The organism is Bradyrhizobium huanghuaihaiense, from assembly GCF_007830635.1.
GTDB lineage: Bacteria > Pseudomonadota > Alphaproteobacteria > Rhizobiales > Xanthobacteraceae > Bradyrhizobium > Bradyrhizobium huanghuaihaiense.
The window spans coordinates 1-21,567 of the sequence record NZ_VLLA01000055.1 but is presented as its reverse complement, the minus strand read 5'-3'; the positions used below and the strand labels follow the sequence as shown (position 1 = coordinate 21,567).

The 21,567-nt window shown below is 61.3% G+C and carries 19 protein-coding genes and 6 pseudogenes; 9 read left to right on the top strand and 16 right to left on the bottom strand.

All coding sequences use genetic code 11. The features are described from left to right. On the bottom strand, window positions 1-199 hold a 199-nt coding region (locus IQ16_RS43180), incomplete at its 3' end, for a transposase (RefSeq protein WP_145832226.1). A gap of 1,044 nt (window positions 200-1,243) precedes the next feature. On the opposite strand from IQ16_RS43180, the gene IQ16_RS43175 reads away from it, so the two are divergent. Both IQ16_RS43175 and IQ16_RS43170 read left to right on the top strand, forming a co-directional pair. Further along, the gene (locus IQ16_RS43175) at window positions 1,244-2,431 is read left to right on the top strand and encodes an IS256 family transposase (RefSeq protein WP_174719465.1); all 1,188 of its coding nucleotides are present in this window, start codon (window positions 1,244-1,246) and stop codon (window positions 2,429-2,431) included. A gap of 31 nt (window positions 2,432-2,462) precedes the next feature. After that, window positions 2,463-2,812 (top strand): annotated as a pseudogene (locus IQ16_RS43170) (SOS response-associated peptidase family protein); the annotation flags it as partial. Between the two features lie 81 nt (window positions 2,813-2,893). Here the strand turns inward: IQ16_RS43170 and IQ16_RS43165 are convergent. The 3 genes and pseudogenes from IQ16_RS43165 to IQ16_RS43155 all read right to left on the bottom strand — a co-directional run. Next, window positions 2,894-3,118: a hypothetical protein gene (locus IQ16_RS43165; RefSeq protein ID WP_018647460.1), complete on the bottom strand. Its 225-nt coding sequence runs from the start codon at window positions 3,116-3,118 to the stop codon at window positions 2,894-2,896. A gap of 145 nt (window positions 3,119-3,263) precedes the next feature. After that, window positions 3,264-4,418 carry an acyltransferase family protein gene (locus IQ16_RS43160; protein WP_231088510.1) on the bottom strand — a complete coding sequence of 385 codons (1,155 nt, stop codon included), beginning with the start codon at window positions 4,416-4,418 and terminating at the stop codon, window positions 3,264-3,266. Window positions 4,419-4,705: 287 nt separating this feature from the next. Beyond that, window positions 4,706-5,040: pseudogene (locus IQ16_RS43155) on the bottom strand (transposase); the annotation flags it as partial. Between the two features lie 132 nt (window positions 5,041-5,172). Between IQ16_RS43155 and IQ16_RS47125 the strand changes: the two are divergent. Together IQ16_RS47125 and IQ16_RS43150 are read left to right on the top strand one after the other, a co-directional pair. Then, window positions 5,173-5,346: pseudogene (locus tag IQ16_RS47125) on the top strand (IS4/Tn5 family transposase DNA-binding protein); the annotation flags it as partial. Window positions 5,347-5,567: 221 nt separating this feature from the next. After that, window positions 5,568-6,608: an IS4 family transposase gene (locus IQ16_RS43150; RefSeq protein ID WP_224516920.1), complete on the top strand. Its 1,041-nt coding sequence runs from the start codon at window positions 5,568-5,570 to the stop codon at window positions 6,606-6,608. Between the two features lie 22 nt (window positions 6,609-6,630). Here the strand turns inward: IQ16_RS43150 and IQ16_RS43145 are convergent, their stop codons facing one another. Beyond that, a complete protein-coding gene (locus tag IQ16_RS43145; protein WP_018647455.1) occupies window positions 6,631-7,173 on the bottom strand; it encodes a hypothetical protein in 543 nt (180 codons plus the stop codon). A 168-nt stretch (window positions 7,174-7,341) separates the two neighbouring features. Here IQ16_RS43145 and IQ16_RS43140 point away from each other — a divergent pair, with 168 nt between their 5' ends. From IQ16_RS43140 to IQ16_RS43130, 3 genes are all read left to right on the top strand, one after another. Then, window positions 7,342-7,923, top strand: coding sequence for a hypothetical protein (locus IQ16_RS43140; protein WP_131234259.1), 582 nt, complete (start codon window positions 7,342-7,344; stop codon window positions 7,921-7,923). Window positions 7,924-8,083: 160 nt separating this feature from the next. Further along, window positions 8,084-8,347, top strand: coding sequence for a hypothetical protein (locus IQ16_RS43135; protein WP_026312708.1), 264 nt, complete (start codon window positions 8,084-8,086; stop codon window positions 8,345-8,347). 142 nt (window positions 8,348-8,489) lie between these two features. Continuing rightward, a complete protein-coding gene (locus tag IQ16_RS43130; protein ID WP_131234258.1) occupies window positions 8,490-9,095 on the top strand; it encodes a hypothetical protein in 606 nt (201 codons plus the stop codon). A gap of 662 nt (window positions 9,096-9,757) precedes the next feature. On the opposite strand, the gene IQ16_RS43120 is transcribed toward IQ16_RS43130, so the two are convergent. From IQ16_RS43120 to IQ16_RS43070, 11 genes and pseudogenes are all read right to left on the bottom strand, one after another. Next, a complete protein-coding gene (locus IQ16_RS43120) occupies window positions 9,758-10,294 on the bottom strand; it encodes a helix-turn-helix domain-containing protein (RefSeq protein WP_018647449.1) in 537 nt (178 codons plus the stop codon). A gap of 751 nt (window positions 10,295-11,045) precedes the next feature. Continuing rightward, window positions 11,046-11,332 (bottom strand): annotated as a pseudogene (locus tag IQ16_RS43115) (DDE-type integrase/transposase/recombinase); the annotation flags it as partial. A 103-nt stretch (window positions 11,333-11,435) separates the two neighbouring features. Next, a complete protein-coding gene (locus tag IQ16_RS43110; protein ID WP_011084944.1) occupies window positions 11,436-12,338 on the bottom strand; it encodes a terpene synthase family protein in 903 nt (300 codons plus the stop codon). Beyond that, window positions 12,335-13,885, bottom strand: coding sequence for a hypothetical protein (locus tag IQ16_RS43105; protein WP_026312707.1), 1,551 nt, complete (start codon window positions 13,883-13,885; stop codon window positions 12,335-12,337). Before IQ16_RS43105 ends, IQ16_RS43110 begins: the two co-directional genes overlap by 4 nt. Before the next feature lie 142 nt (window positions 13,886-14,027). Next, entirely contained in the window at window positions 14,028-15,026 is a 999-nt protein-coding gene (locus IQ16_RS43100) for a polyprenyl synthetase family protein (RefSeq protein WP_026312706.1), read from the bottom strand. A 154-nt stretch (window positions 15,027-15,180) separates the two neighbouring features. Next, window positions 15,181-16,524 (bottom strand): cytochrome P450, encoded by a 1,344-nt coding sequence (locus IQ16_RS43095; protein WP_018647447.1) that lies wholly within the window; start codon window positions 16,522-16,524, stop codon window positions 15,181-15,183. Next, window positions 16,524-17,369: an SDR family oxidoreductase gene (locus IQ16_RS43090; protein ID WP_018647446.1), complete on the bottom strand. Its 846-nt coding sequence runs from the start codon at window positions 17,367-17,369 to the stop codon at window positions 16,524-16,526. The genes IQ16_RS43095 and IQ16_RS43090 overlap by 1 nt, the downstream gene beginning before the upstream one ends. Before the next feature lie 4 nt (window positions 17,370-17,373). Beyond that, window positions 17,374-17,664 carry a ferredoxin gene (locus IQ16_RS43085; protein ID WP_145832225.1) on the bottom strand — a complete coding sequence of 97 codons (291 nt, stop codon included), beginning with the start codon at window positions 17,662-17,664 and terminating at the stop codon, window positions 17,374-17,376. Between the two features lies 1 nt (window position 17,665). Beyond that, window positions 17,666-18,955, bottom strand: coding sequence for a cytochrome P450 (locus tag IQ16_RS43080; protein WP_145832224.1), 1,290 nt, complete (start codon window positions 18,953-18,955; stop codon window positions 17,666-17,668). Window positions 18,956-19,038: 83 nt separating this feature from the next. Then, entirely contained in the window at window positions 19,039-20,244 is a 1,206-nt protein-coding gene (locus IQ16_RS43075) for a cytochrome P450 (RefSeq protein WP_018647443.1), read from the bottom strand. A 16-nt stretch (window positions 20,245-20,260) separates the two neighbouring features. Further along, window positions 20,261-20,593, bottom strand: a complete 333-nt coding sequence (locus tag IQ16_RS43070; RefSeq protein WP_269466507.1) for a cytochrome P450 — start codon at window positions 20,591-20,593, stop codon at window positions 20,261-20,263. 457 nt (window positions 20,594-21,050) lie between these two features. Here IQ16_RS43070 and IQ16_RS46220 point away from each other — a divergent pair. Next, window positions 21,051-21,220 (top strand): annotated as a pseudogene (locus IQ16_RS46220) (IS5/IS1182 family transposase); the annotation flags it as partial. Between the two features lie 70 nt (window positions 21,221-21,290). Beyond that, window positions 21,291-21,567: pseudogene (locus IQ16_RS43060) on the top strand (transposase); the annotation flags it as partial.

The following is a 21,567-nucleotide window of genomic DNA, read 5'->3' as shown; positions in this document are numbered from 1 at the left end:
TGAAGCGATTGTAGATCGTCGTGTAAGGGCCGTATTCACGTGGACAATCACGCCATCGTGCACCCGATTGCAGCATGTGAATGATGCCGCTGACGATGCGTCGGTCGTCGTCCCGATCCGGCCCCGTCAGTCCCCTCGGCAGATGCGGTTCGATACGCGCCCATTGCCTGTCGTTCAGCCAAAACAAACCAGCGCGCATTCTCTCGCCCCCGAATCAACACGTAGGCAAGAGAATCACGTGGCGCTATTTAGGTACAGACCCTAGCCAACCAAGTTTTGCCTGAAACGTGTCTGTCAATTGCAAGATCTTCGCCGCAACGCAGGTTGCTAGGTGGAGATCGGCCTTCACAGCGATGGAAAGTTTGAGAAACGCTATGCAGTCTACCTGAGATCTGTGCCCTCGGAATCCAGAAAGAAATAGCCAGGCTCGTTGTAATTCAAAAGCCGGCCCATAAACTCCGAGATCTTATTTCTCGCCCGAAGTCCAACGATAGGGAGATCGGATTTCACAGCAGGAGCCTGGAATTGACCGACCTGTCGTTCTACGACCAATTCGAGACTGCGCACCGGTGCAATGGCAATGTACGGTGCCTTGCATCCGCCCGCTGGCCCGCGAGGTACTAGGTCGCAACTTTGCGTTAGCACGATGAAGAATAAGTTCTTCGGATGGTGGAAAAAATGAGGATGAACTGCCTCCAGTAGAGCATCCAGCTCTAGCGTCCTTCGCAGAACGTCCCCTTGCATCAACTCCGTGCTCGAGAACGCCGTTGTCTCATATGCAAAGTGCATGGGCCAAGCATGAGCGCGGATCAGGATGCAGTTTTGGATGCGAACGTATCCGAAGGTGAGACTCGCCCCTCCAGTTCATCATTCAGCCGGCGGATCGCTTGTCGCGTCGACACATTGGCCGGCTCGATTGAGACGGTAATTTTTGTGAAGGCCCCAGACTTGCTAATCTGCGTTCGGTAACTACTGCGGCACTCGGTTCGGCATGAAACGATGTTGCATCTCTGCCCTTGGTGTTAACGACTGCGTCGACAGCACGCCATTCCTGTCTGGTCACCGATGTCGATGAAATTCTGATGTTTTTCGAACTCATTGCATTGCCCCGTAAATGTTTGTCAAAAGATTGCACGCCATCTCAAAACTGCTTTGCATTCGGTAACGTACAGAGTCTTTCGCACTTTCAGGATTGACGGCTTCCTCTAGAATGAAGGAGCTTTGAATGAACGATGGGAATGCCATGGGTCAGGTGATCCAAATTGATGAGGCCCGGATTCGAGATCACCTGGGCGAGATGGTCCGCGGGACGGTGGAAGAGACACTGAACGCCATGCTGGAGGCCGAAGCGGACCAGCTGTGCGGTGCTGGGCGTTATGAGCGCAGCCCGGCCCGGCAGGACACGCGGGCAGGCAGCTACGAGCGAACGCTGCAGACCAAGGCGGGCGACGTCAATCTGAAGGTTCCGAAGCTACGTCGGCAAACCTTCGAGACGGCGATTATCGAGCGCTACTGGAGGCGGGAGAGCTCGGTCGAGGAGGCGCTGATCGAGATGTATCTGGCCGGGATTTCGGTTCGGCGGGTCGAAGACATCACGGAGGCGCTGTGGGGCACCCGGGTCAGCCCGAGCACAGTGTCGAACCTGAACAAGAAGATCTATACCAAGATCGAGGCGCGGCGGAATCGCAGGATCGAAGGCGAGCATCCGTATCTCTACCTCGACGGCATCGTGATGAAGCGCAGCTGGGCTGGTGAGGTTCGCAACGTGTCGCTGCTAGTGGCCTCGGCGGTCAATGCTGAGGGGTTCCGGGAGATCCTCGGCATCTGTGAGGGCGCCAAGGAGGACAAATCCGGCTGGTCCTCGTTTCTGCGGCATCTCGTCGATCGCGGTCTCAGGGGCGTGCAGTTGGTGGTTTCCGATGCGTGCCGAGGTCTTGTCGAAAGCGTTGCGGATTATCTGCCGGAGGCCCGCTATCAACGCTGCATGGTGCATTTTTATCGCAATGTCTTCAGCCACGTGCCGTCGACCCGGGTCCACGAGGTGAGCCACATGCTCAAGGCCATTCATGCCCAGGAGAGCCGCGCCGCGGCCGACGAGAAAGCCAGGACCGTCATCGCGGATCTGCGGGCAAGCCGTATGGCCAAAGCTGCTGATCTCGTCGAGCAGGCGGTTCACGAGACGCTCGCCTACTATGCCTTTCCTGACATCCATTGGCGGAAGATTCGAACGAACAATCCGCTCGAGCGCATCATGAAGGAGATCCGGCGACGAACCCGTGTCGTCGGCGCCTTCCCCGACGGTCAATCCTGTCTCAATTTGGCGGCGGCCCGGCTGCGGCACATTGCCGGAACGGCGTGGTCGACCAAATGCTACATGAACATGCGACCGCTCTATCAGCCACAACTCTCTGAAACCGGAGCCGTCGCCTGATCAAAAGTGCGAAAGATTCTGGACAGTACCGCCAAATCCCGAGACGAAGAAGAAAGATGTGGTTTGGTTCGCGCTCGAGGAGAGCCGGCCGCTGTTCTGCTTCGGCGGCATCTGGACCGAGTTCAGAGGCGACCGCGGCACCAAGTCGAAGCCGATCCCCGGCCCCACCTTGTCTACGGCTTCCTGACGACGTCACCCAATGCGGTCGTCGAGCCGATCCATCCGAAAGCAATGCCCGTGATCCTGACCACCGAGGAGGAGCGCGACATCTGGATGCACACTCCCTGGGATGAGGCAAAGGCGCTGCAGCGCCCGCTGCCCAACGACGCCCTGAGGATCGTCATGCGCGGCGCAGACAAGGAAGACAAGATCGCTGCGTAGGCTGCATTTGCACGGGCACCAGTTGAATGTACTTTTTGGCGGAGCGCTCGCGGGAATGCGACTGAGACGCTGACGTCCCGTCTAGGTCGCATGTGTGTCTGCTCGGGTACGCGGCCCAGAGCGTCCGCGATCTGAATGCGGCTCTTCTCTCCCCGAATCCTGAAACGCCTTCAAGATGGAGTTCATGTCGTATTGGCGGACGACCTGGATGCAATTCATCAGGTCGAGTTCAAGCTCGCCGTAATTCAGCAGGGTGCGGCCGATTATCGCCATCTCTTTCGGGAAGATATTGTGAATGGGAAACATGTGGTCTGCCTGAGTTAGCTCTTTCAATTACCCACATCTCATACCTAGTTAATTACCCTGAAGCTGGAAGGCCAGAGGGGGCGAAAGCGCTTCTGAGAGCAGAACAGGATAAGCACATCCGTGCATACCTGCGGCAGTGCCTGCATTAGCCTTTGAGGTGCTCAAATGATCTGCGACGCAAAGTGGCACGGATCGGTTCGTCGATATATCGCTTAACAAGAAAGCTAAAAGCGATTGCAACTAGAGTCATGCTTGGTACCGCTAGCGCTGCATGGATCTGCGCAACCCAACCTGCCGAAGTTCCGCCGAACAATAGCATGAGTGGAACGTAGTGGGTCATATAAAGCGGATATGAAAGATCTCCGATAAACTCGCTAAAACGGTTGATCGACGGACTCCCGATTGCATTAGCGCCCAGCCAAACAAGGAGCGGATATACGATTGTGACGATCAGGAAATCGTAGGGCTTCCAAAGGAAGGGCCAAAAAAAGGTCGCAAGCATGATAAGCGGAAGGTAATATGCTGCCCCTGGCAACAGCGGTTGCCTGCCAATACGGCAAGCAACAACGCCCGCGATAAATGAAAAACCTACCCGTACAAAGCCAATCCAGAAGGTTCTGCGGTCGAAACCGCCGTTTAGGCTTCCGAAATCGTAGCACGTGTATGCCGTTGCAACCGCGGCGAAGGCGAGCATCGCTAGCAACCATCGAAGCGATAGTTGGCGCAGACAAAGAGCAAACGTTAGGCTCGCCACATACTCGCAAAGCAATGACCAGGCGGGAGCGACAAAAGGAAAAATAGGAAAGCTGGGATCGTGGACAAATAAGTGCGGCAACAGAAGTACGCTGCAGGTGAGGAGAATAAAAAACTCCGTGACACTAAAATTGAATAACGCGGCAGCCATAGGCGCATAGAATCGTCCGATTACAACCACAACGAAGCCCAACAAGGAGCCAATTACGACGAGCGGATGCAGTCGTATCAGACGCCTTTTAATAAGTTCTGTGGGTGACAATTCTACGCGAGAAGGGTCGTAGGCAAATGCCATTACATACCCTGACAAGCAAAAGAAAAAATCTACAGCGAGATAACCGTGAGGAATCCGGTTCTGAGGACCGAACTGAAAGGGTTCATAAAAATGTAAAACGGCGACACAGATGGCAGCAATTCCCCGCATGCCGTCAAGAATGCTCAGTCGCGCGACCTCTTTGGCAGCCAGCGACCCGGGGTCTTCGGGAAAGGCGTTGGGGGGCGGTAAATTCGGGGAGGCGCAGCTGGATTTGAGCATCGCGTTCGACATGTAGGATTCTGCAATTCTATTAACGCATCTGTCGCATTTCTTTACATATACATGCATATACATGCATATACATGCATATACCGTGTGCCGCTACACGGTCTGAGCACCGTCAACTGCTAGCCCGGCCTATTCGTCAGAGGGCGGCTTTTGGGCCCGATTGATGCGGCCGCACATCTTGTCTGGCGAGGCGCACAGGATTGCCTTCGGCTTTTCACCGCCTGACGACCCGTACTTTGCAACGCGCTTGAGGGATGGGGTGGGTGAACGGGGGGCGGACGCCCCGCCGGTCAAGGACCGAGCGGCAGCAGCGCGCCTGGCAAACGGCGGATCAGGTCGGCTCGGGACATGCCGCGGCAAACGCAAGGCGAATGCGGCTCGTGGTCTCGACCACACGGGCAGCGATTTTCAAGAGACGAAGACGCAGCGTCGCGAACTCGGCAGCGGCCAATTCCCGGACTTTGGGAATCGCCTCGCGCACGGTCAGCATCAGCCAATAAGCGGCCGTATGGAGCGCGAGACGGACCTGGTTGGCGAGCGCCGAACGGCAGCTGGTGCGGTCGGAGGCGAGCTGCGTCATATGCAGCTTGATCAGATTCTCGGCTCGGCCGCGCGCGCATTGTAAGCGGCAAAGAGATCTTTCAATTACCCACACTTGACGTCGGATTTGAGCGGGGCGCCGCGGTCGAAATCTTGAATCAGTAGAATCTGTTGTGATTCGTTGTTGAGCACCTGATTCGGAAGTGCGGGGTGCTCGATGGGCTTGGTGAAGGAACGCGCGGTGGCGCGTGCTCAGCGATTGACGACCGGTATCGAGACGTGGGTTGATCGGGAAGTTGCGGGATGCGAGTTTAAGGATGAGCGGCTTGGTCGCCGGTTCTGCAAATTGCTCGCACAAATCGGGAGCGACATGGGTCAAAGCATCCCGTTGGTTTGTCAGGATTGGGCCAACACGAAGGCCGCCTATCGATTCTTCTCCAACGAGCGGGTCGACGAGGCGGATATTCTTGGCGGTCATTTCGAGGCGACGCGCGAGCGCGTAGCGGCGAGGGAGGGACCGATCCTCGTCCTCCATGACACGACGGAATTCAGCCTCAAGCGCGAGAAGCCGGATCTGATCGGCTTTACGGGCAAGACGGCAGGACGCACGCAGTGCGGCATCCTGATGCATTCGAGTCTCGCCGTGACGACCGAGGGGCTTCCGCTAGGACTGTCGGCAATCAAGTTCTGGACCCGCAAGAAGTTCAAGGGGACGACGGCGCTGAAGCGAAGGATCAATCCGACACACGGGTGCCGATCGAGCAGAAGGAGAGCATCCGCTGGCTCGAGAATTTACGGCAATCGACCGACCTTCTTGCTGCCCCTGGACGATGCGTTCATATTGGTGATCGCGAGAGCGACATCTATGAGCTGTTTTGCCTGGCCGAGGAGGTTGGAACGCATTTCCTGGTGCGAACCTGTGTTGATCGGCTTGCCGGGGACGGCAATCATACAATTGCCGACGAAATGGACGAGGTTACGATCAAGGGTCTGCATCGGATCAAGGTCAAGGACGACAAAGGCGATCCCGACGACGCCGTTCTTGAGATCAGGTATCGCAAGATACGCGTCCTGCCGCCGATCGGCAAACAGACGAAATATCCCGCACTCACTCTGACCGTGATCCATGCTCAAGAGCGGGGAAGGCCGAAGCGGCGAAAGAAAATCGAGTGGAAGCTCCTCACCGATCTCCCGGTCCAATCGCGCACGGACGCCATCGAGAAGATCGAATGGTACGCGTTGAGGTGGAAGATCGAAGTCTTCCATAAGATCCTCAAATCGGGCTGCAAAGCAGAGGACTCAAAATTGCGAACTGCTGAGCGTCTGGTCAATCTGATCGCGGTCTTCTGCATTGTGAGTTGGCGCGTGTTCTGGATGACGATGCTCAATCGCTCCTCGCCGAATGCCATACCGCAAACGGCGCTGACGGATCCCGAAATCAAGCTTCTTGATCATTTGGTGAAAGACCGGGGTGGTAATTGCTCTCGACGAAGCACGCTCTCGTACTATGTCGTCAAGATCGCGCGGCTCGGAGGATACTTGGCCCGAGCCAACGATCCGCCTCCAGGAAGTACCGTGATCTGGCGCGGACTCTCGCGGCTGAACGACATCGAACTTGGAGCCGCAATCGAGGCAACAACTATGGGTAATTGAAAGGAGTTAGCTTGCTAATGGTCTACGGCTTGAAATGGATAATCGAGCGAAGGAACTCGGGCATCTCAGGGCGCGTGGGACACGCATACTCAGTCGGTGGGGCGCCATCCTTGAAACCCAAGCCATAGCGGAAGGCGATGACGAGGTGTGCGGCATAATTCGTTAGTTCTTCAGTGCTGAATACCTGGGCTTTGGTCAGAGATCGCTTTTTCGAGCGAAGGTGAAAGACGAAGTCGTCGCCTTCATACTCCCCAGCGATAGAGTGAACGACGTTATTTCTGACGTAGTGGATGCCTTTTAGTATTGGCCTTAGTTCATCGAAAGCCTTCTGCGCTGGGGCCGGTAATTCGGAAAGCTTCGACAGCTGGTGAATCTTTTCCGCCCGCTGGTCTGCACTCAGGGTGAAAACGACTATTACTGCTTCATCATCGGTGAGGCGAAGAATGACTTTCAGGCAATTTCCCAGGATGTGCTCGATGTGGGACCAGCGCAAAGCCAGGACGCCGAGCTTGGCGTACTCAGCATCCGTGAGGGCTGGCTCAAAATTATAGGGTGTGGGGATCATGACGTCGCCCTGTTAAGACGCGGCCTTAGCCGCAAATTCGCTTTCTGGTCCATGCATGATCAGCGTTGCGCCTCTGCAAACCATCGCCCAGTTCTCGGTGCTGGAAAAGCCTGGTGCAGAAATCTTTATGGTCGCGTCGAATCTGGCGGGCGCTGGCGCGTTCTGAACGTGAACGATTCCGGCCGCAGGTTGACGGTCACCAAAGCCTCATCTGCTGGCGCGCCCCGTTATGGCGGTACAGCCCAAGCGCCAAGCGGCTTGGTTGCTGCGCGTATGAAATCGATCTACGACGGTCATTCCTCGAAAGGCCTCGATGTGAATGAGGCAACAGCAGCTATGATCAAGGAAGGGCGCAAAGCCTACCGCGACTACCATCTCGATAGGCACCGCTTTCTGCAATACGGTCAGGACGTCATTGTATTTCCTTGGTCAGGTGCACGCCTCGCTCAGACAATGGTGCTGGCTTTACGTCGAGAGGGCGCAAAGGCTTCGATCGAAAACTTTGCCGTCTTTGTCGAAAAAACATCTGCGGCCGACCTTAAGGACCTCCTGGTCGCAATCAAGGAACAAGGCCTACCTGAAACGGACGAGCTGGCGCGCGAGGCACGCCAACTTCAATCTGACCGCTTCGATCGATATCTAATTCCCTACCATCAGCGCCTGGCATTTAGCCGGCGCTTTCTTGTACGAGAGGGCTTTGCCGAGCTGATCGATGACCTGCTTGCTGCGGATGCCGTAACGGTGGGCTAGCCTCAGAGTTTGTGAACGAGTGCTGCACCGGAGCTTGACCCAACTATCCGATCCACCCCCGCGAAAACTGAGGCGCACGTCTGCTGGGCGGATGATCTTCGCCCGAGTCGGGGCGACGCAACGGCGATCAGTTGTTAATCCACGGCATCACGAGGCAGATTTGATTAGAATCATATTGGTAGCGGCTCCGCTTGTGATCACCGCGCCTGCGAATGCCGTTTACTTCACTTACTTCCGATGGGAGTCGTTACCTGCGCAGATCCGCGCTGCCTACATGGCCGGTTTCTACGACGCGCTGATTAGCGTTGCCTCTGACGAGCAAGATGCCAAGGCAGGCACGCATTATCAATTGCATTTCGAAGAGCAAAATGACAAACGTCCAGCTCGCAGACAATGTTCGCGCATTTGCTTCGACCCGTCCTAACCTTCAGACCGCAGGAGTTGGGGGAGCTCTAATCAATTATCTGATTGAGTTCTGTGGAAAGCCCCAATAGATATGAAGGTGGACCGATTGATCGCGGCGTCGATTAGAAAGATTGACCTGGATCGCCTTATCGAGGGCTATCTTGAGCACGACGATGAAGCATAAAGGCGTCTCTGAAGTCGCGCTCGGGGCACTAGTGGCTACTGCCTTCTGGTTGATAGTAGGCCTACTGGTGGGCGATCCTGCACGCTTCAAAGACTTCGCCGGCCCGGCCGCAACGGTCTTCGCTGCAATTACTGCTGGCTGGATTGCCTACCGGCTTGGTCAGAGCCAAATCGCGGTCGCCAAGGTTCAAGCGGATATCGCAGAACGAAATTGGAAAACATCGAACGAAAAGATAGTGCTTGATCTCTTTGATAAGCGGCTCGCCATTTTCGAGGAGATTAGAGGGATAGTCGGTGAGGCATGCCGTAGCGGCACCGCTCCTGACGAGCTATTCTTTCGGTACGGACGAGCGATCGATCGCGTGCCCTATTTCTTCGGCGAGGACGTTCAGAAATACCTGGAAAAGATCCGTCTGCATCTAATCAACCTAAACCTCGCCAACTCGATGATGCAAAATCTCATCGATCCGGAGCGTCCGACATGGGTCAAAAAGCGCGGAGACGAGTTCATGGCGATAACCAAGTTCTACGAAGAAGCTCCACGCCTTTTCGGACCGTACATGAAAGCCCATCAGACAGCTTAATCGCGCAGAACGCGGGCAGCCGACGGCCTCGGTGCGCTACCTGGGACGATCCTCCAGAAGATCGAGGTACATGCAGGGTCACATAGCCCTTGGCACCGTCTAGGAGCACCTTGACTTGGGTGGCAGTCGCTCCCGGTCCAAGGATGACCCCTTTCCGGCCACTGAGGCGAGGCCCTGCTGACAGGGCAACGACTATCCGGCGACCAGCAAATAGCTCGTCTTTGGCAACCAACAGAGATCTGCCGAATTCGGCAGGGTACGGTTTGTGTTCCGCGGCATCGCCCGTCATATCGCAAGTCCGTTGCTGCGGAAAGCGAGATCTAGTGCGCTACGGCTTGCGCTCGCGCTTTGGTTGCGATTGAATGATCGCCGCCAAGGGGGGCACCGGTGGCTACATTTTTGAAGGTTGTTTCGGGGGTCTATTTGTTTGTCGTGTGGCTCGTCTTTGTTGGCGCGCTTCGCACTCCAGCACCACCGACCATAGGTTCAGACCTACTATTCCACTTGGGAGTATTCCTGGCTGCGGTGTGCTTCTCGATCCCAGCTGTCATCCTGTTCGCATTCGGTCAGATGGTCGGTGAGCTTCGTTCGATCCGGCACTACTCCCGCCAGCAGGCAGAGCATCTGAAGGCGATGCGGGCGTACTACGAGCCGCATGGGGGTTAGTTAGTGCAATGCATCGCCCCCGCCGCATAGAATTCGTAGTCATCGCGCGCGGCTGCAGCTACTTCAGGGACAGATAAGGGATCATGTACGAATGACGGTTCGCCTTTTTCGTCACGCTCGTTCGCCTTTTTGGGGACTGCACCGGCAGAAAGCGCACCGACGTTCGCCTTCTGGTCATCCAAAGGCTCACCATTGTTCGCCTTCTGGTCAGAAGAAGGCGAACCCACATTCGCCTCTTCGAGAAGAAGGCGATAGGCATTGACGTAGGTCCCGCCTTCCTTGACCTCGAACTTGAGGTAGCCGAACTCGGCTAACCGTCCGAGGCTCAACTGCACGCCGCGGACGCCCTTCTTCCCAAGATCTTTAGCGATGGTGGCCTGCTTGCGGCGGGCTAGATCGGTCTCGTGATCGATCGCATCGGCGATATACCAAAGCACCCGGAAGTCTTGATCGGTAATGCGTAGATCGCCATTTGCGCGCGTTAACAGATGGAGCTTTCGCCGGGTCCGGTCCTTGTCGAGAATTGCACTCACGGCCGCACCATCTTCCGCGCCAGGGCAGCGGCGAAGGCAGCTTGCATGGCGGTTCCGGATTGCGGCTCGGGAGACTGGGTGCTAAATTCGAGGCTACTGGACTTTTGATTGCGATCTGGGGCTGCCTTAGCCGAGGCGGCCCTTCGCATTTTTGGCCCACCATCCGGCGGCTTTTGATTGCCAGTGCGCGAAAAAGCGCTTGCGGATCAATCTTGCCCGAACGGGCGGTTTGCCAATCTAAGCCATTGATACCGGCTGATGTGCTTGTTCTGCTGGGATCACCAATTATTTCAATAACTTAGTCCGCATTTGTTCGTCGACATCGTGTTGCGCCTGTTGCGCAAAATTACCCGATAATTCCAGCGATTGCCAACAACTCCCGGCTGCTCGGCGCGACATGGCCCGCGACAGAAAGGGCTGTGAACAGGTCGTAGCACGCTCCCCCATTTCTCGCCGATTGTGTGCACAATTGGCGCGCGCCGAATCGGGCCGACGGGGAGGTCGAGCGCTACCGTCTTGCCGAATGGCTTCAAAAAAAGAGAGTTGACAATAATCCGCAATTAAAGGGCCGATTGACAGAAGAGTTTTAAGCGCAACAAGCGCGACCCGTTGATGAGGCCTCGATCCGCGATCTCCATCAGGGCGAGCGGCCATGCTATCGGTCGCAATGATAGGCCGTATACATGAACGCACCCGACCGATATCCAAATTGCTGCTGAAATCCCTTGCATCCGCGCGGCCGTCTATACATGAATCTCTCGATGAAGCCGTTCTGCATCGGCTTTCCCGGCGCGATGAAGTGCCAGTCGATGACCGTGTCCTTGCTCCAGGCCAGCATGGCGTTGCAGGTGAACTCGGTGCCATGGTCGGACGCGATCATTCCTGGCTTGCCGCGTCGCTCAACGATTTCCTTCAGTTCGCGGGCCACCCGCCGCCCCGGATTGACGTCTCCGGAATGGCGCCCAGGTATTCCTTAGTGACGTCGTCGACGATGTTGAGAATGCGGAAGCGCCGGCCGTTGGCGAACTGGTCGTGGACGTGCAGTCTCAGGGCGGTGTCGCTCATGCTCGCTCCATCGGGCGGCGGCGTTGCGTCGGATCGGGCCGACGGCAGCGCGCGCACGCCGCCGCCTCCTGCGCGTTCAGGCCGGCGCGCGCTGGCCTCCCCTCACAGCGTCGCTGCGGTAGCGGCTGGTCGAGGTCCGGTAGTACTGCACGCGGATGGCCGCCATGGCCTCGATCAATGGTCCCCACGGCGCGGGAAAGCGTTCTTCCGCCATCACCCGGTGCAGCATGCGCGTATGGCCGGCCAGCTCGTCGTTGAGGAACTCCACCACAGGCATAGCTGGATAGCGCTGCAGCAGCAAGATCACCGCGTTGTCGGCCTCGCCGGCCGACCTGTCCTTGTCGCATCCATGCAGATCGTTCTGCAGACGCCCTATCGCGGAGATGAGCCGCAGGACCTGGCGAAACGCCGGACGCGCGCGCAAGGTCGCCATATCCAGCCCCCACAGCAAGGACAGGCAACAGAACACGTTCGCGTAGGCGATCGAATCGATGCCGTTGTGCAGGTACTCAGCGTAGGACCAGCGTTCCGCCGCTACCGCCTGCGCGTGTCCGGCGCGCAGCGCCGCGGAGTAGCACCGGGTATCGTCGAGAAGCTGAGCATAATCGCGACGATCGTAGGCGAGCGTGGCCAGCGAAGCGCGCAGCACAGCGCAACCCTCGAATCCGGGGAGCGCGCACGGCACGCCCTGCCCCAGCGCTTGCTCCACCGCGGCGAGCTGTTCCGGCGAGATCAGGCCAAGGTCGTTGCAATCGTCGAGCCAGAACAGCAGCGCCAGTTCGCGATAGAACGTCACTATCAGCGTTTCGTCCTGCGGATCGCGACCGGTGCGGGCGCTGGTGCCGCGCAGGCTCGGGTGGATGCGCTGCAGGATGTACTGGCCGCCCCTGACCGCTTCCACGGCATGCTCGTCGGCGAATCCGGTCAGGGAACGTCCCCACTCCAGCACCTGCTGCACCGCGCGTTCAGTCTGGATCATGGCGCCGCTCCTGCCCCCTCGGCCAGGACGCGCCGCCCCCAACGAAGCGCCAGCCACAACCCGGCGAGTTCGGCCACGCGCACGACCCGAGTGGGGCAATACAGTTCCTTGCCGATCCACAGCGGCGTCTGCGGCAATCCATGCGCCGCATGGCGGGCGAGCATCCACTCCAGCGCACGCGCCACCACCTGCGCGATGCGCCGGCGCCCTGTCGCCTCTTCGCTCCCATCCATCACGTGCAACGCAAACAGCGCATAGGCGGTTTCCTCGAACGTGGACCCGCGACCCGCGCCCCAGCCACCGTCGTCGCGCTGCGCCTGCAGCAGCGCCGCCAGCGCGCGCTCATCTCGCCACTGGGGCTTGCCTTGCGCCAGCGCAGCGACCGCATGCGCGGTGGGATACAGCCACGAAACGTGCCATTTTTCGTTGTCCCATAGACCGTGCGGGTTGCGATTGGCCTCGACGTACGCGCTGGCGCCCGCGGCGGGCTTTCCCAACAGTCGCAACGCATGCAGGGCATGAATGTTGGTCGACACCGAGGCATTGCGTTCGCCGGGGAAGGTGACGAACAGCTCGCCGATTTCGAAATGGCGCAACGCATCGACCGCCGGGTCACGGCCTGCAAGGTGCAGGACGCACAACGCAACGGCGGTGTCGTCCGCATCAGCCGCGAAGTGCAAGGCCGGGCCCAGACCGTGCACGCCCAGACGGGCGTCGAGCTGCGCGACGATCACGCGAACCGCCTCCGCGAGCGCGGGATGCGCGAAAAGCCCGGCCAGATGCAGGGTGTACAGCGACCAGCATGGCTCGAACACATTGATCGGCCAGACGTTGGGAAAGACACCTTCGATGCCGCTGCGCGTCGCCCGCGATGCCATCTGCAGATACGCATCGGCGCGCCCGACCTGCGGCGTGCTCCCCCGTGTCACGGCCTGGGCACGCCACGCGGCGGTGGCCGCCGGACTGATGCCGATGCTGCCGTCGTCATCCGGGCATGCGGTGGTCGGCGACGTCCCCCAGGCTTCCCAGGAGTGTAGCAACGGATGGCCGCTCGGCAACATCGCCACCGCCCCCAGCTTGACCAGGCACGCTTGCCGCAATGGCAACAGCGCAGGATGGCGCGGAAACGCTACGCCACCCAGCAAGGATGCGGCCTCACCGCAAAACTGCGGCAGGATCAGCTCCGCGCCGATCGGCGCGTCTTCTGGCACCGCATGTGCGTAGGGATCGGGCTGGCGCTGGAGGAACCTCGTTGCAGTCTGGACTGCGTCCGCAGCTCCGGGAAGAGGATCGGCACGCTGCAATGCCAGTAACGCCGCCCACGTGGGCGCATGGCGGAACAGCGGGAAGTCCGCGCTTCCCCATCCGCCGTCGGCCTGTTGCTGCGCGATGAGCCACGCGTATGCGTCCTGCCGACCGGTGACGTTGCCGTGGAAGCGCAGCGCCTGCGCCGTGTCGTAGACGGACGGACCGACGCTGCCGCCATCGCTCATTTCGCTCAGCAGGCGGCGCAATTCGGAAAGGATATGTTCGGACAGCGCGTTCACGCGGGATGTTCCGTTTGCAGAAACGTGCGCCGCGGCGGGCAACCGCTGCGATCGGCGCCGCGGACTCGGACACAGTGCAGGATGCACTCTGCCGCCGGCCGATCGCAGCGGCACAGGGGCGACTCGATGCGGACGGGCGCGCTCATGCGCGTGGCGCGTGTTTGAACAGATACGCGTTGGCCCACTGTATGAGTTGCGCCAACCGTTCCGCACGCGGCCCCAGCGGCGCGATGGCCTCGCCGGCATCGCGCAACAGATCCAGCGCGAACTGGCGTGCTTCCTGCAGTCCCATGATCGACGCGCAGGTCGGCTTCTGCGCCGCCGCGTCCTTGCCGGGGGTCTTGCCCAGCGCCGCGGTATCCGCTGTCACGTCGAGAATGTCGTCGATCACCTGTAACGCCAGGCCGAAACAGGCGCTGTAGTGATCCAGCGCACAGTAAAGTGCAGCGTGCGCGGCATTCACGCCGACAGCGCATAGCGCGCCCATGCGAACGGACGCGCGCACTAGCGCTCCGCTCTTCATCCGGTGCATCGCCACGATCCTGTCCAGCTCGACGTGCTTTCCAACCAGCGACAGATCTATGGCCTGCCCGCCTGCGGCCCCCTCGGCGGACACCGCCTGCGCCAGTTCGCGCACGAGCGCGATAGGGGTGTCGCCCGGCGCATTCAGGCTCGCCAGGGTCAGGAAGGCGTGCGCCTGCAGCGCATCGCCGACCAGGATCGCGGTGGCTTCGCCGAACTTGACGTGCACGGTCGGAAGGCCGCGGCGAAGCACGTCGTCGTCCATCGCGGGCAGATCGTCGTGGACCAACGTACAGGCGTGCATCATCTCGATGGCGGCACCGACGTCATCGAGCATGTGCGCCGGCGTGTCGGCCAGTGCGCCGGCAGCCAAACAGAGCAAGGCGCGGGTGCGCTTGCCGCCATGCAAGGTGGCGTAGCGCATCGCCGCCATCAGCTCGGTCTCACCGTCGTCTTCGGCGCAGAGAAGACGCGCCAGCGCCTCTTCGACCCGCTTTGCGCCGTCCTGCATCCAGATCTCGGGCAGCAGCCTGCCGGATGCGCCGCGCGCCTGCGCGCCCAATATGCCGTTCGCGGAAACGCCAGCTCGGTCGTCGTGTGGCGTGGAACCAGTCTGCATGTTGTTCATGTCCTTGTACCTGCCAGGAGACGGCCACGGCGAGCGGCGAGCCGCCGCGGTGTTGCCGGCCTCGCACCGAGCGCGCGCGCCGAGTGCAGCAATGCCGCGCGTCGCCGGCGCCGCTGCCTCACCACACGGGGCATGCGATGCCAGCTCATGAGAATCCGATGCGGATAGTCATGGACGGATGTGCGGTCGGGTAATAGCGCCGGCCTTTTTCGACGCCGCTCAGCAACCGCGGCCGCACCCCGGCCTCGTGCATGGTCAGCGCCAAGGCGATACAGAACTGCACCAGTTCCAGCCATACCAGGTGGTAGCCCATGCAGAAGTGTGGGCCGGTACCGAACTGCAGCATGTCCACCGGCCGGATCGGCTCGGTGCGTTGAAGCCACCGCGCCAGCCGAAACTGATCAGGCGCCTCGTGCAGCAGCGCCGAGGTCGAGAAATGCAGCAGCGGGATGCACAGATCGGTGCCCGTAGGAATGCGCTGTTGGCCGAGTCGCAATTCACGCAGTGCGCGACGCACTAGGAGCGGCGTCGCCGGATGCACGCGCAGCGTCTCGCGGAACAGCGCCTCGGCGACCGGACACTGCGCCAGGTCCGCGTGCCGAGTCGGCACCGCGCCTACGCGTTGCGCCTCCTCGACCAGGGCGTCCCACAGCCCAGGCTGCCGCGCTAGCTCGATCACCATCCAGGCCATCGTCGAGGCGGTGGTGTCGTGACCACCAAGCAGCAGCAAGCGAATATTGGCGACCAGGACGTCATCGGAAAGCGCATCGTCGCTGCGATCGAAGGCGCTCACCATGTCGTTGATCAACCCGGTGCGCGAGGCATGTTCGCGCGCGGCGCGGACGAACTCGCGCAACCGCGCATCGATCCAGTCGCGGGCGGCGCGGCCCCGCCGCAAGGGCAGTCCGGGCAGGTCGACCGGGGGCGCGACGATCAACTGCAGCAGTTGCCGGTACTTGCGATGCCATCCCGGCAGGTCCTGCGCGGGGATTCCCATGAGACTGAAGATGAGCTTGAGCATTAGATCGCCGGTTTCGCGCAGGATGGTGACGTCGCCCCGTTCCCGCCACCTCTGCACGCGCGCCCGGATGACGGGCGCGAACAGCTCGCCGATGCCGGCCAGGGTCAGCCCCTTGGGCAGAAGCGCCGCCTGGATCGCATCGCGCGCCTGCCGGTGCGCGATGCCGTCCTGGGCGACCAACGTTCCGCCAAACAATTCGGGCGCGATGTCTTCGATCAGCGCCGAGGACACGTCCTTGTGCCGGAGCAGTGCGAGAGCATCCGGATCCAGACTGGTCATCAGGTGTCCGGCAGGGCCGAAATCTAGCCAGAAGTGGCTGCCCAGCGTCCGTTCCGCACGCCGCAGCAGGCGCGGCAGGTCGCAGACGACGGCGGGAAGATGCCCGACCAAGGGAAAAGCGCCGGGCACGACCGGGATGTCGTGCCGCAGCCGATGCCGACGGTTCAGCGGGTTGAGCAGCATGTCCATCAGCAGCGCGGCGCCGCGTCCGCTTCTGCGGTCTCGCCGGCAGGCCGCGCGGCGCGGCTGTTGCCACCGTCGGCGTATGTCGGCACATGCGCCAGCATGCCGCCGTCGATGCACACGACCTGGCCAGTGATGAACGCAGCATCGTCGGAGAGCAGGAACGCCACCAGCGCGGCCACGTCCTCGGGGCGGCCGATGCGCGGCAGGAGCTGGTGACGGCGCAGATGGGTTTGCATGCACGCGTCCAGCTTGGCGAGGAGTCGCTCGGTCATGATGAGACCCGGCGCAACCGCATTGCAGCGGATCTGCGCATGACCGTACTGGGTGGCAAGTGAGGACGACAGCATGTTCATCGCCGCCTTCGACGCGGCGTAGGATGTCAGTGCGGTATCACCACTGAGCCCCTGGCACGACGACATGTTGACGATCGCGCCACCGCCGCGGGCGATCATCCGGGGGATGGCCTGCCGGCAGCAGAGCAACGTGCCACGCAGATTGGTCGCCATGGTCTGATCCCAGACCGCTAGCTCCAGCTCGAGGATCGCGCGGTCGCGCGGGGTCAGATGCATCGCGCTCGCGTTGTTCACCAGCAGGTCGACCCCGCCGAAGTGCCGCTCCGCCGTCTCGAACAGCGCTGCCACCGCCTGCGCATCGGCGATGTCGATCGCCAGGGCGAGCGCGTGGCCCGCTTCGGCCGCGATCTGCGCGGTGCAGGCGATAGCCGCCGAGCCATCAATGTCGGCCACCACCACTCTGCCGCCCTCGCGCGCGATGGCGAGGGCGCATGCCTTGCCGATGCCGGCGCCGGCGCCGGTCACCACGGCCACTTTGCCTTCAAACCGTCCCATCGTGTCATCCTAGATTGTGCTGGTCTTTCGCGGCATGCCGCTCGGCCTCCGCTGGAGAAGGCGCAGTGTCGGCGCTGGCGGGCTCGCCATCGCCAGCGTCGCTTTCGATGACCCGAATGGCGGCGACCGGGCACTGGCTGGCCGCGAGCCGCACGGCGGCGTGCAGCGCATGCGGGACCGTCGCCACGCACACTTCGGCCACGCCGTCCGGTTCGCGCTGGCGAAAGGTGCCCGGCAGCGTCAGCACGCACTGCCCGCTGGTTCCGCACAGATCCTGGTCGACCATGACGCGCATCTCAGCTCCCCTGCGCATGCAGCCGCACCGGCAGCGCGCGGAACGTCCGAAGGAACGCCGAGGGGTCCCGGGTCGGCTGCCCGGCAAATGCCAGCGTGGGGAAGCGGGCCTGGATCCGCGGCAGGCTCTCGGCCAACTGCACCCGGGCCAGTTGCGCACCGAGGCAGAAGTGAATGCCGTGGCCGAAGCTCAGCATGATCTTCCCGTCGGTCGACATGCCTGGACTGGTGCCGTAGAACCGCGCGGGATCGAAGCGATCGGGATCGGCGAAGGCGTCCGGGTCGCGATTGCCGGACGCGATCAGCACGCGCACGTCCGCGTTCTTCGGAATCACCACGCCGCCCAGTTCGATGTCGCGCTGGGCGATACGCGGGATGGAGCTGAACATAACGGGCGCGTCGCAGCGCAGGACTTCTTCGACGAATGCCTTCACCCCCACGGCGTCTCCCTGCAGCCAGTGCCGCTGTTCGGGATACGCCAGCATCGCCAGGACCGCATGGTCGATGCTCGCAGCAGTGGTGACGAAACCGCCCAGCAGCATGCCCCACAGCATGCTGATCAACTCCGCATCCGACAGTGTGTCGGCATCGTCGTCATGTGCGCCGACCAGCATCGACACGATGTCGCGGCGGGGATCGGTGCGCTTGCGCTGTATGAGGTCGCCGAAGTAGGCCCGCACCCTGGCGCTGGCCACGTCCGCCGCGGCGAGCTGGGGATCGCTGGCGTGTGGGCCCAGGCCTTCCAGAATGGCGCCGATGCCGGCAGCGAGCTCGAACATGTCGTCTTGGGGCATGCCGAACAGTTCGGCGAAAACCAGCATGGGCAAGGCCAGCGCGAATTCCCGATGCAGGTCCACCGGCTCCCCGCGCTCCAGCGCGGGCGTTATGCCGTCCAGGCGCGCTGCGACGATGCGCGCGATGCTCGGCCGCAGGTTGTCGATCTGGCCCATGGTGAAATCGCGCGAGATCAGCCGGCGCAGACGCGTATGCGTCGGTGGGTCCTTCATCGCTAGCGTGGACGCCAACAGATTGAGCGACGGGCTGGTCGCCGCACGCGAGAAATAGCGCGCCAGTTCGCCGGGCGCCGGACCCCGAAACGCATCGCCCGTGGCCTTGAGCGCCCAGTAGATGTCGGCGTGGCGGCTCAACAAAAAGAGGCCCGACGCCGCGCGATGCACCGGATCGTGCTCGCGCAACCATCGCATGAACGGATACGGGTCGTGGATGCACGCTGGCGACGCCAGTTCGGCGAAGGCGTCCCGGCATGCTGCCGTGGTTTCTTGCACGTCCATCCTGGTTACCTGTTGGCGGGCTGATCTGACCGGCGCGCGGCAGATTCCGGAGAAGATCGAGATCGCCCGTGGCGTCCGCGACATCACCAGAGCACCGGGAACTGCTCGAACCCGCCCGTGATGATCTCCTTGCGCAACTTCAGTTGTTCCGGCGCCACGGCCAGGCGCAGCGCGGGAAGGCGCTGGAAGATCGAACCGAACACCACCTTGAGCTCCAGCCTGGCCAGCGCCACGCCGATGCACGCGTGCGGCCCGTAGGAAAAAGCCAGGTGCGGCTTTTCCTGGCGTTCGATATCGAAGATTTCCGGGTCGTCGAAATGGTGCGGATCGAACGACGTTGCCGGCAGGCCGACCAGCACCTTGCTCTCCGCGGGAATATGCTCGCCCGCGATGGTCACGTCGGTCCTCGGATAGCGCATGATGCCATCCCAGCCCGCGCCCGGCGGGTACATGCGCAGGATTTCCTCTACCGCCTTGTCGACCAGGGACGGATCGCCGACCAGGCGTTCGCGCTGTTGCGGATGGCGGAACATGGCTAGCAGGCCGAATTCGATCTGTGCGACGGTGCTCTCGTGCCCCGCCACCAGCATGCCCGCCGCCAGGCCAACCGCCTCTTCCTCGCTCGCCTTGCCCTGGTCGACCGCAGCGAGCAGATCCGTCAGCAGGTTGTCGTCCGGATCCTGGCGCTTGTCGCGCATCTTGCCGCGAATGTAGGCGCGCAGTTCTTCCCAGGCCAGGCGGGACGCGCTGCGCGGGCCGCTTTCATGCTGGTGCGTCATCACCTCATCGGACAGCCCGGCGAAAAAGGCGTGATCCTCGTAGAGCACGCCCATCAGCGCGCTGATGACCATGGCCGGAAGCGGAAAGGAGAGGTGGCGCCGCAGGTCGGCGGGCTGGGGCTGGGCCGCCAGCGTCTCGAACAAGTGCGCGGCGATCGCTTCGACCTGCGGCACGAGCAGCTTCACCCTGCGGTTACTGAAGGCCGGCGCCACGATCGCGCGTAGCCGGGCATGCTCGCGCCCCTCGTGCGAGACCAGCCACCCCGGCGAACCGAGAATCACCGAATCCGGGGTGAATGCCGCCGGCGGCATTCCCGCGGGCCGGAACGCCGCGTCGGACAGCACCGCCTTGGCCTCGTCATAGCCTGTCACCCACCAGCCTTCGTGCCCGGAGGGGAAGCGCACGCGGTGGATCGGACCGCTGGCGCGTAGCGCCAACATCTCGGGCGAGGGCTCGATGTGATCGACGCGCCACATCGGCAGCGTCGGCAAGGGTTGTTGTTCGGACATGGTGGCACTTCACTCTCTAAGCGATGGAAGGGCGGAAGGTGACCGGCAGGCGCTGCGGGCAGCGAATGACGTAAGACGGCATGTAGACGACGTCCTCCGCGGCGATGGTCAGCGCCAGATGCTCCAGCCGCACGAACAGCGCGGGGAAGGCGCAGCCCAATTCTAGACGCGCCAGCGCTGCGCCCAGGCAGAAATGCGGCCCCTGGCCGAACGACAGGTGCGGGTTGCGCCGCCGGGTGACATCGAACCTGTCGGCATCGCCATAGATCGACTGACCGTACGGATTGGTGAAGGAGGTTCGACCGTGCCCCCGATGTGTCCGCCAATATAGCCTCCGGACCAGTCCCACACCGTGAACAGAGCAAATCGCGTGCCGAAGTGAATTCGCAGGCTCAGCAGGCACTACATAGCTGCGCGTAGTGTCAGGTTTCTGGCATTCAGTCTCAATGCCGACAACGGGCGCAGCAAGTGCCCGACAAAGGCCTGCTCTCGCGCTGAATGTGCGGGGCAGCCCTTGCGCGAAATTTCAAGCATCTGGATTGGCTGCAGCAGGTGTGGTTCGCCGGAAACCACTCCGATGCCGCCGGGGTCATCGAACGCGATCGCGTCAGCCTGTCCGGAGGGCAAGACCTCGCCGCCTTCGTGGCTCTGGTTACCTAGATGCGGAAGCTCGGGGACGGGGCGCGGTCGCAGCGTCACGATGCCGGGAGTGGACTGAGCGCGAGCTAGATAAGGCGATTCAAGCTATCCTTGAGGGGGTGCCGGCAGCGAAGTTGAAGGACAAGATCGGCACTCTGGAAGCACGCAAGCATGAGCGTCTGCTCAAGGCCGTGCAGCAGCGCCTTGATGCAAACACAGAGGCGATGCGCCAGCATCGCGAGACAGTCGAGCATCCGTTCGGCACGATAAGGCTCGCATGGGAGCGACGCAATTCTTGAACCAAACGCTTCCAAAAGTAGCTACGGAGATGCCTCTCGGTTCTGGCCTTTAGCGTAGGGCGCATTAGGGTCTGTACCTAAATAGCGCCACGTGATTCTCTTGCCTACGTGTTGATTCGGGGGCGAGAGAATGCGCGCTGGTTTGTTTTGGCTGAACGACAGGCAATGGGCGCGTATCGAACCGCATCTGCCGAGGGGACTGACGGGGCCGGATCGGGACGACGACCGACGCATCGTCAGCGGCATCATTCACATGCTGCAATCGGGTGCACGATGGCGTGATTGTCCACGTGAATACGGCCCTTACACGACGATCTACAATCGCTTCAATCGCTGGGCCAAGCGAGGACGATGGTGCGCAATCTTCGAAGCGCTGGCCAAGCCT

Bases quoted from the DNA above. Each gene is read 5' to 3' on its own strand.
- IQ16_RS43160 (WP_231088510.1), bottom strand. From the start codon at position 4,418: ATGTCGAACGCGATGCTCAAATCCAGCTGCGCCTCCCCGAATTTACCG.
- IQ16_RS43090 (WP_018647446.1), bottom strand. From the start codon at position 17,369: ATGGGACGGTTTGAAGGCAAAGTGGCCGTGGTGACCGGCGCCGGCGCC.
- IQ16_RS43100 (WP_026312706.1), bottom strand. From the start codon at position 15,026: ATGCAGACTGGTTCCACGCCACACGACGACCGAGCTGGCGTTTCCGCG.
- IQ16_RS43165 (WP_018647460.1), bottom strand. From the start codon at position 3,118: ATGTTTCCCATTCACAATATCTTCCCGAAAGAGATGGCGATAATCGGC.
- IQ16_RS43085 (WP_145832225.1), bottom strand. From the start codon at position 17,664: ATGCGCGTCATGGTCGACCAGGATCTGTGCGGAACCAGCGGGCAGTGC.
- IQ16_RS43075 (WP_018647443.1), bottom strand. From the start codon at position 20,244: ATGTCCGAACAACAACCCTTGCCGACGCTGCCGATGTGGCGCGTCGAT.
- IQ16_RS43145 (WP_018647455.1), bottom strand. From the start codon at position 7,173: ATGATCCCCACACCCTATAATTTTGAGCCAGCCCTCACGGATGCTGAG.
- IQ16_RS43080 (WP_145832224.1), bottom strand. From the start codon at position 18,955: ATGGACGTGCAAGAAACCACGGCAGCATGCCGGGACGCCTTCGCCGAA.
- IQ16_RS43110 (WP_011084944.1), bottom strand. From the start codon at position 12,338: ATGATCCAGACTGAACGCGCGGTGCAGCAGGTGCTGGAGTGGGGACGT.
- IQ16_RS43175 (WP_174719465.1), top strand. From the start codon at position 1,244: ATGGGTCAGGTGATCCAAATTGATGAGGCCCGGATTCGAGATCACCTG.
- IQ16_RS43095 (WP_018647447.1), bottom strand. From the start codon at position 16,524: ATGGACATGCTGCTCAACCCGCTGAACCGTCGGCATCGGCTGCGGCAC.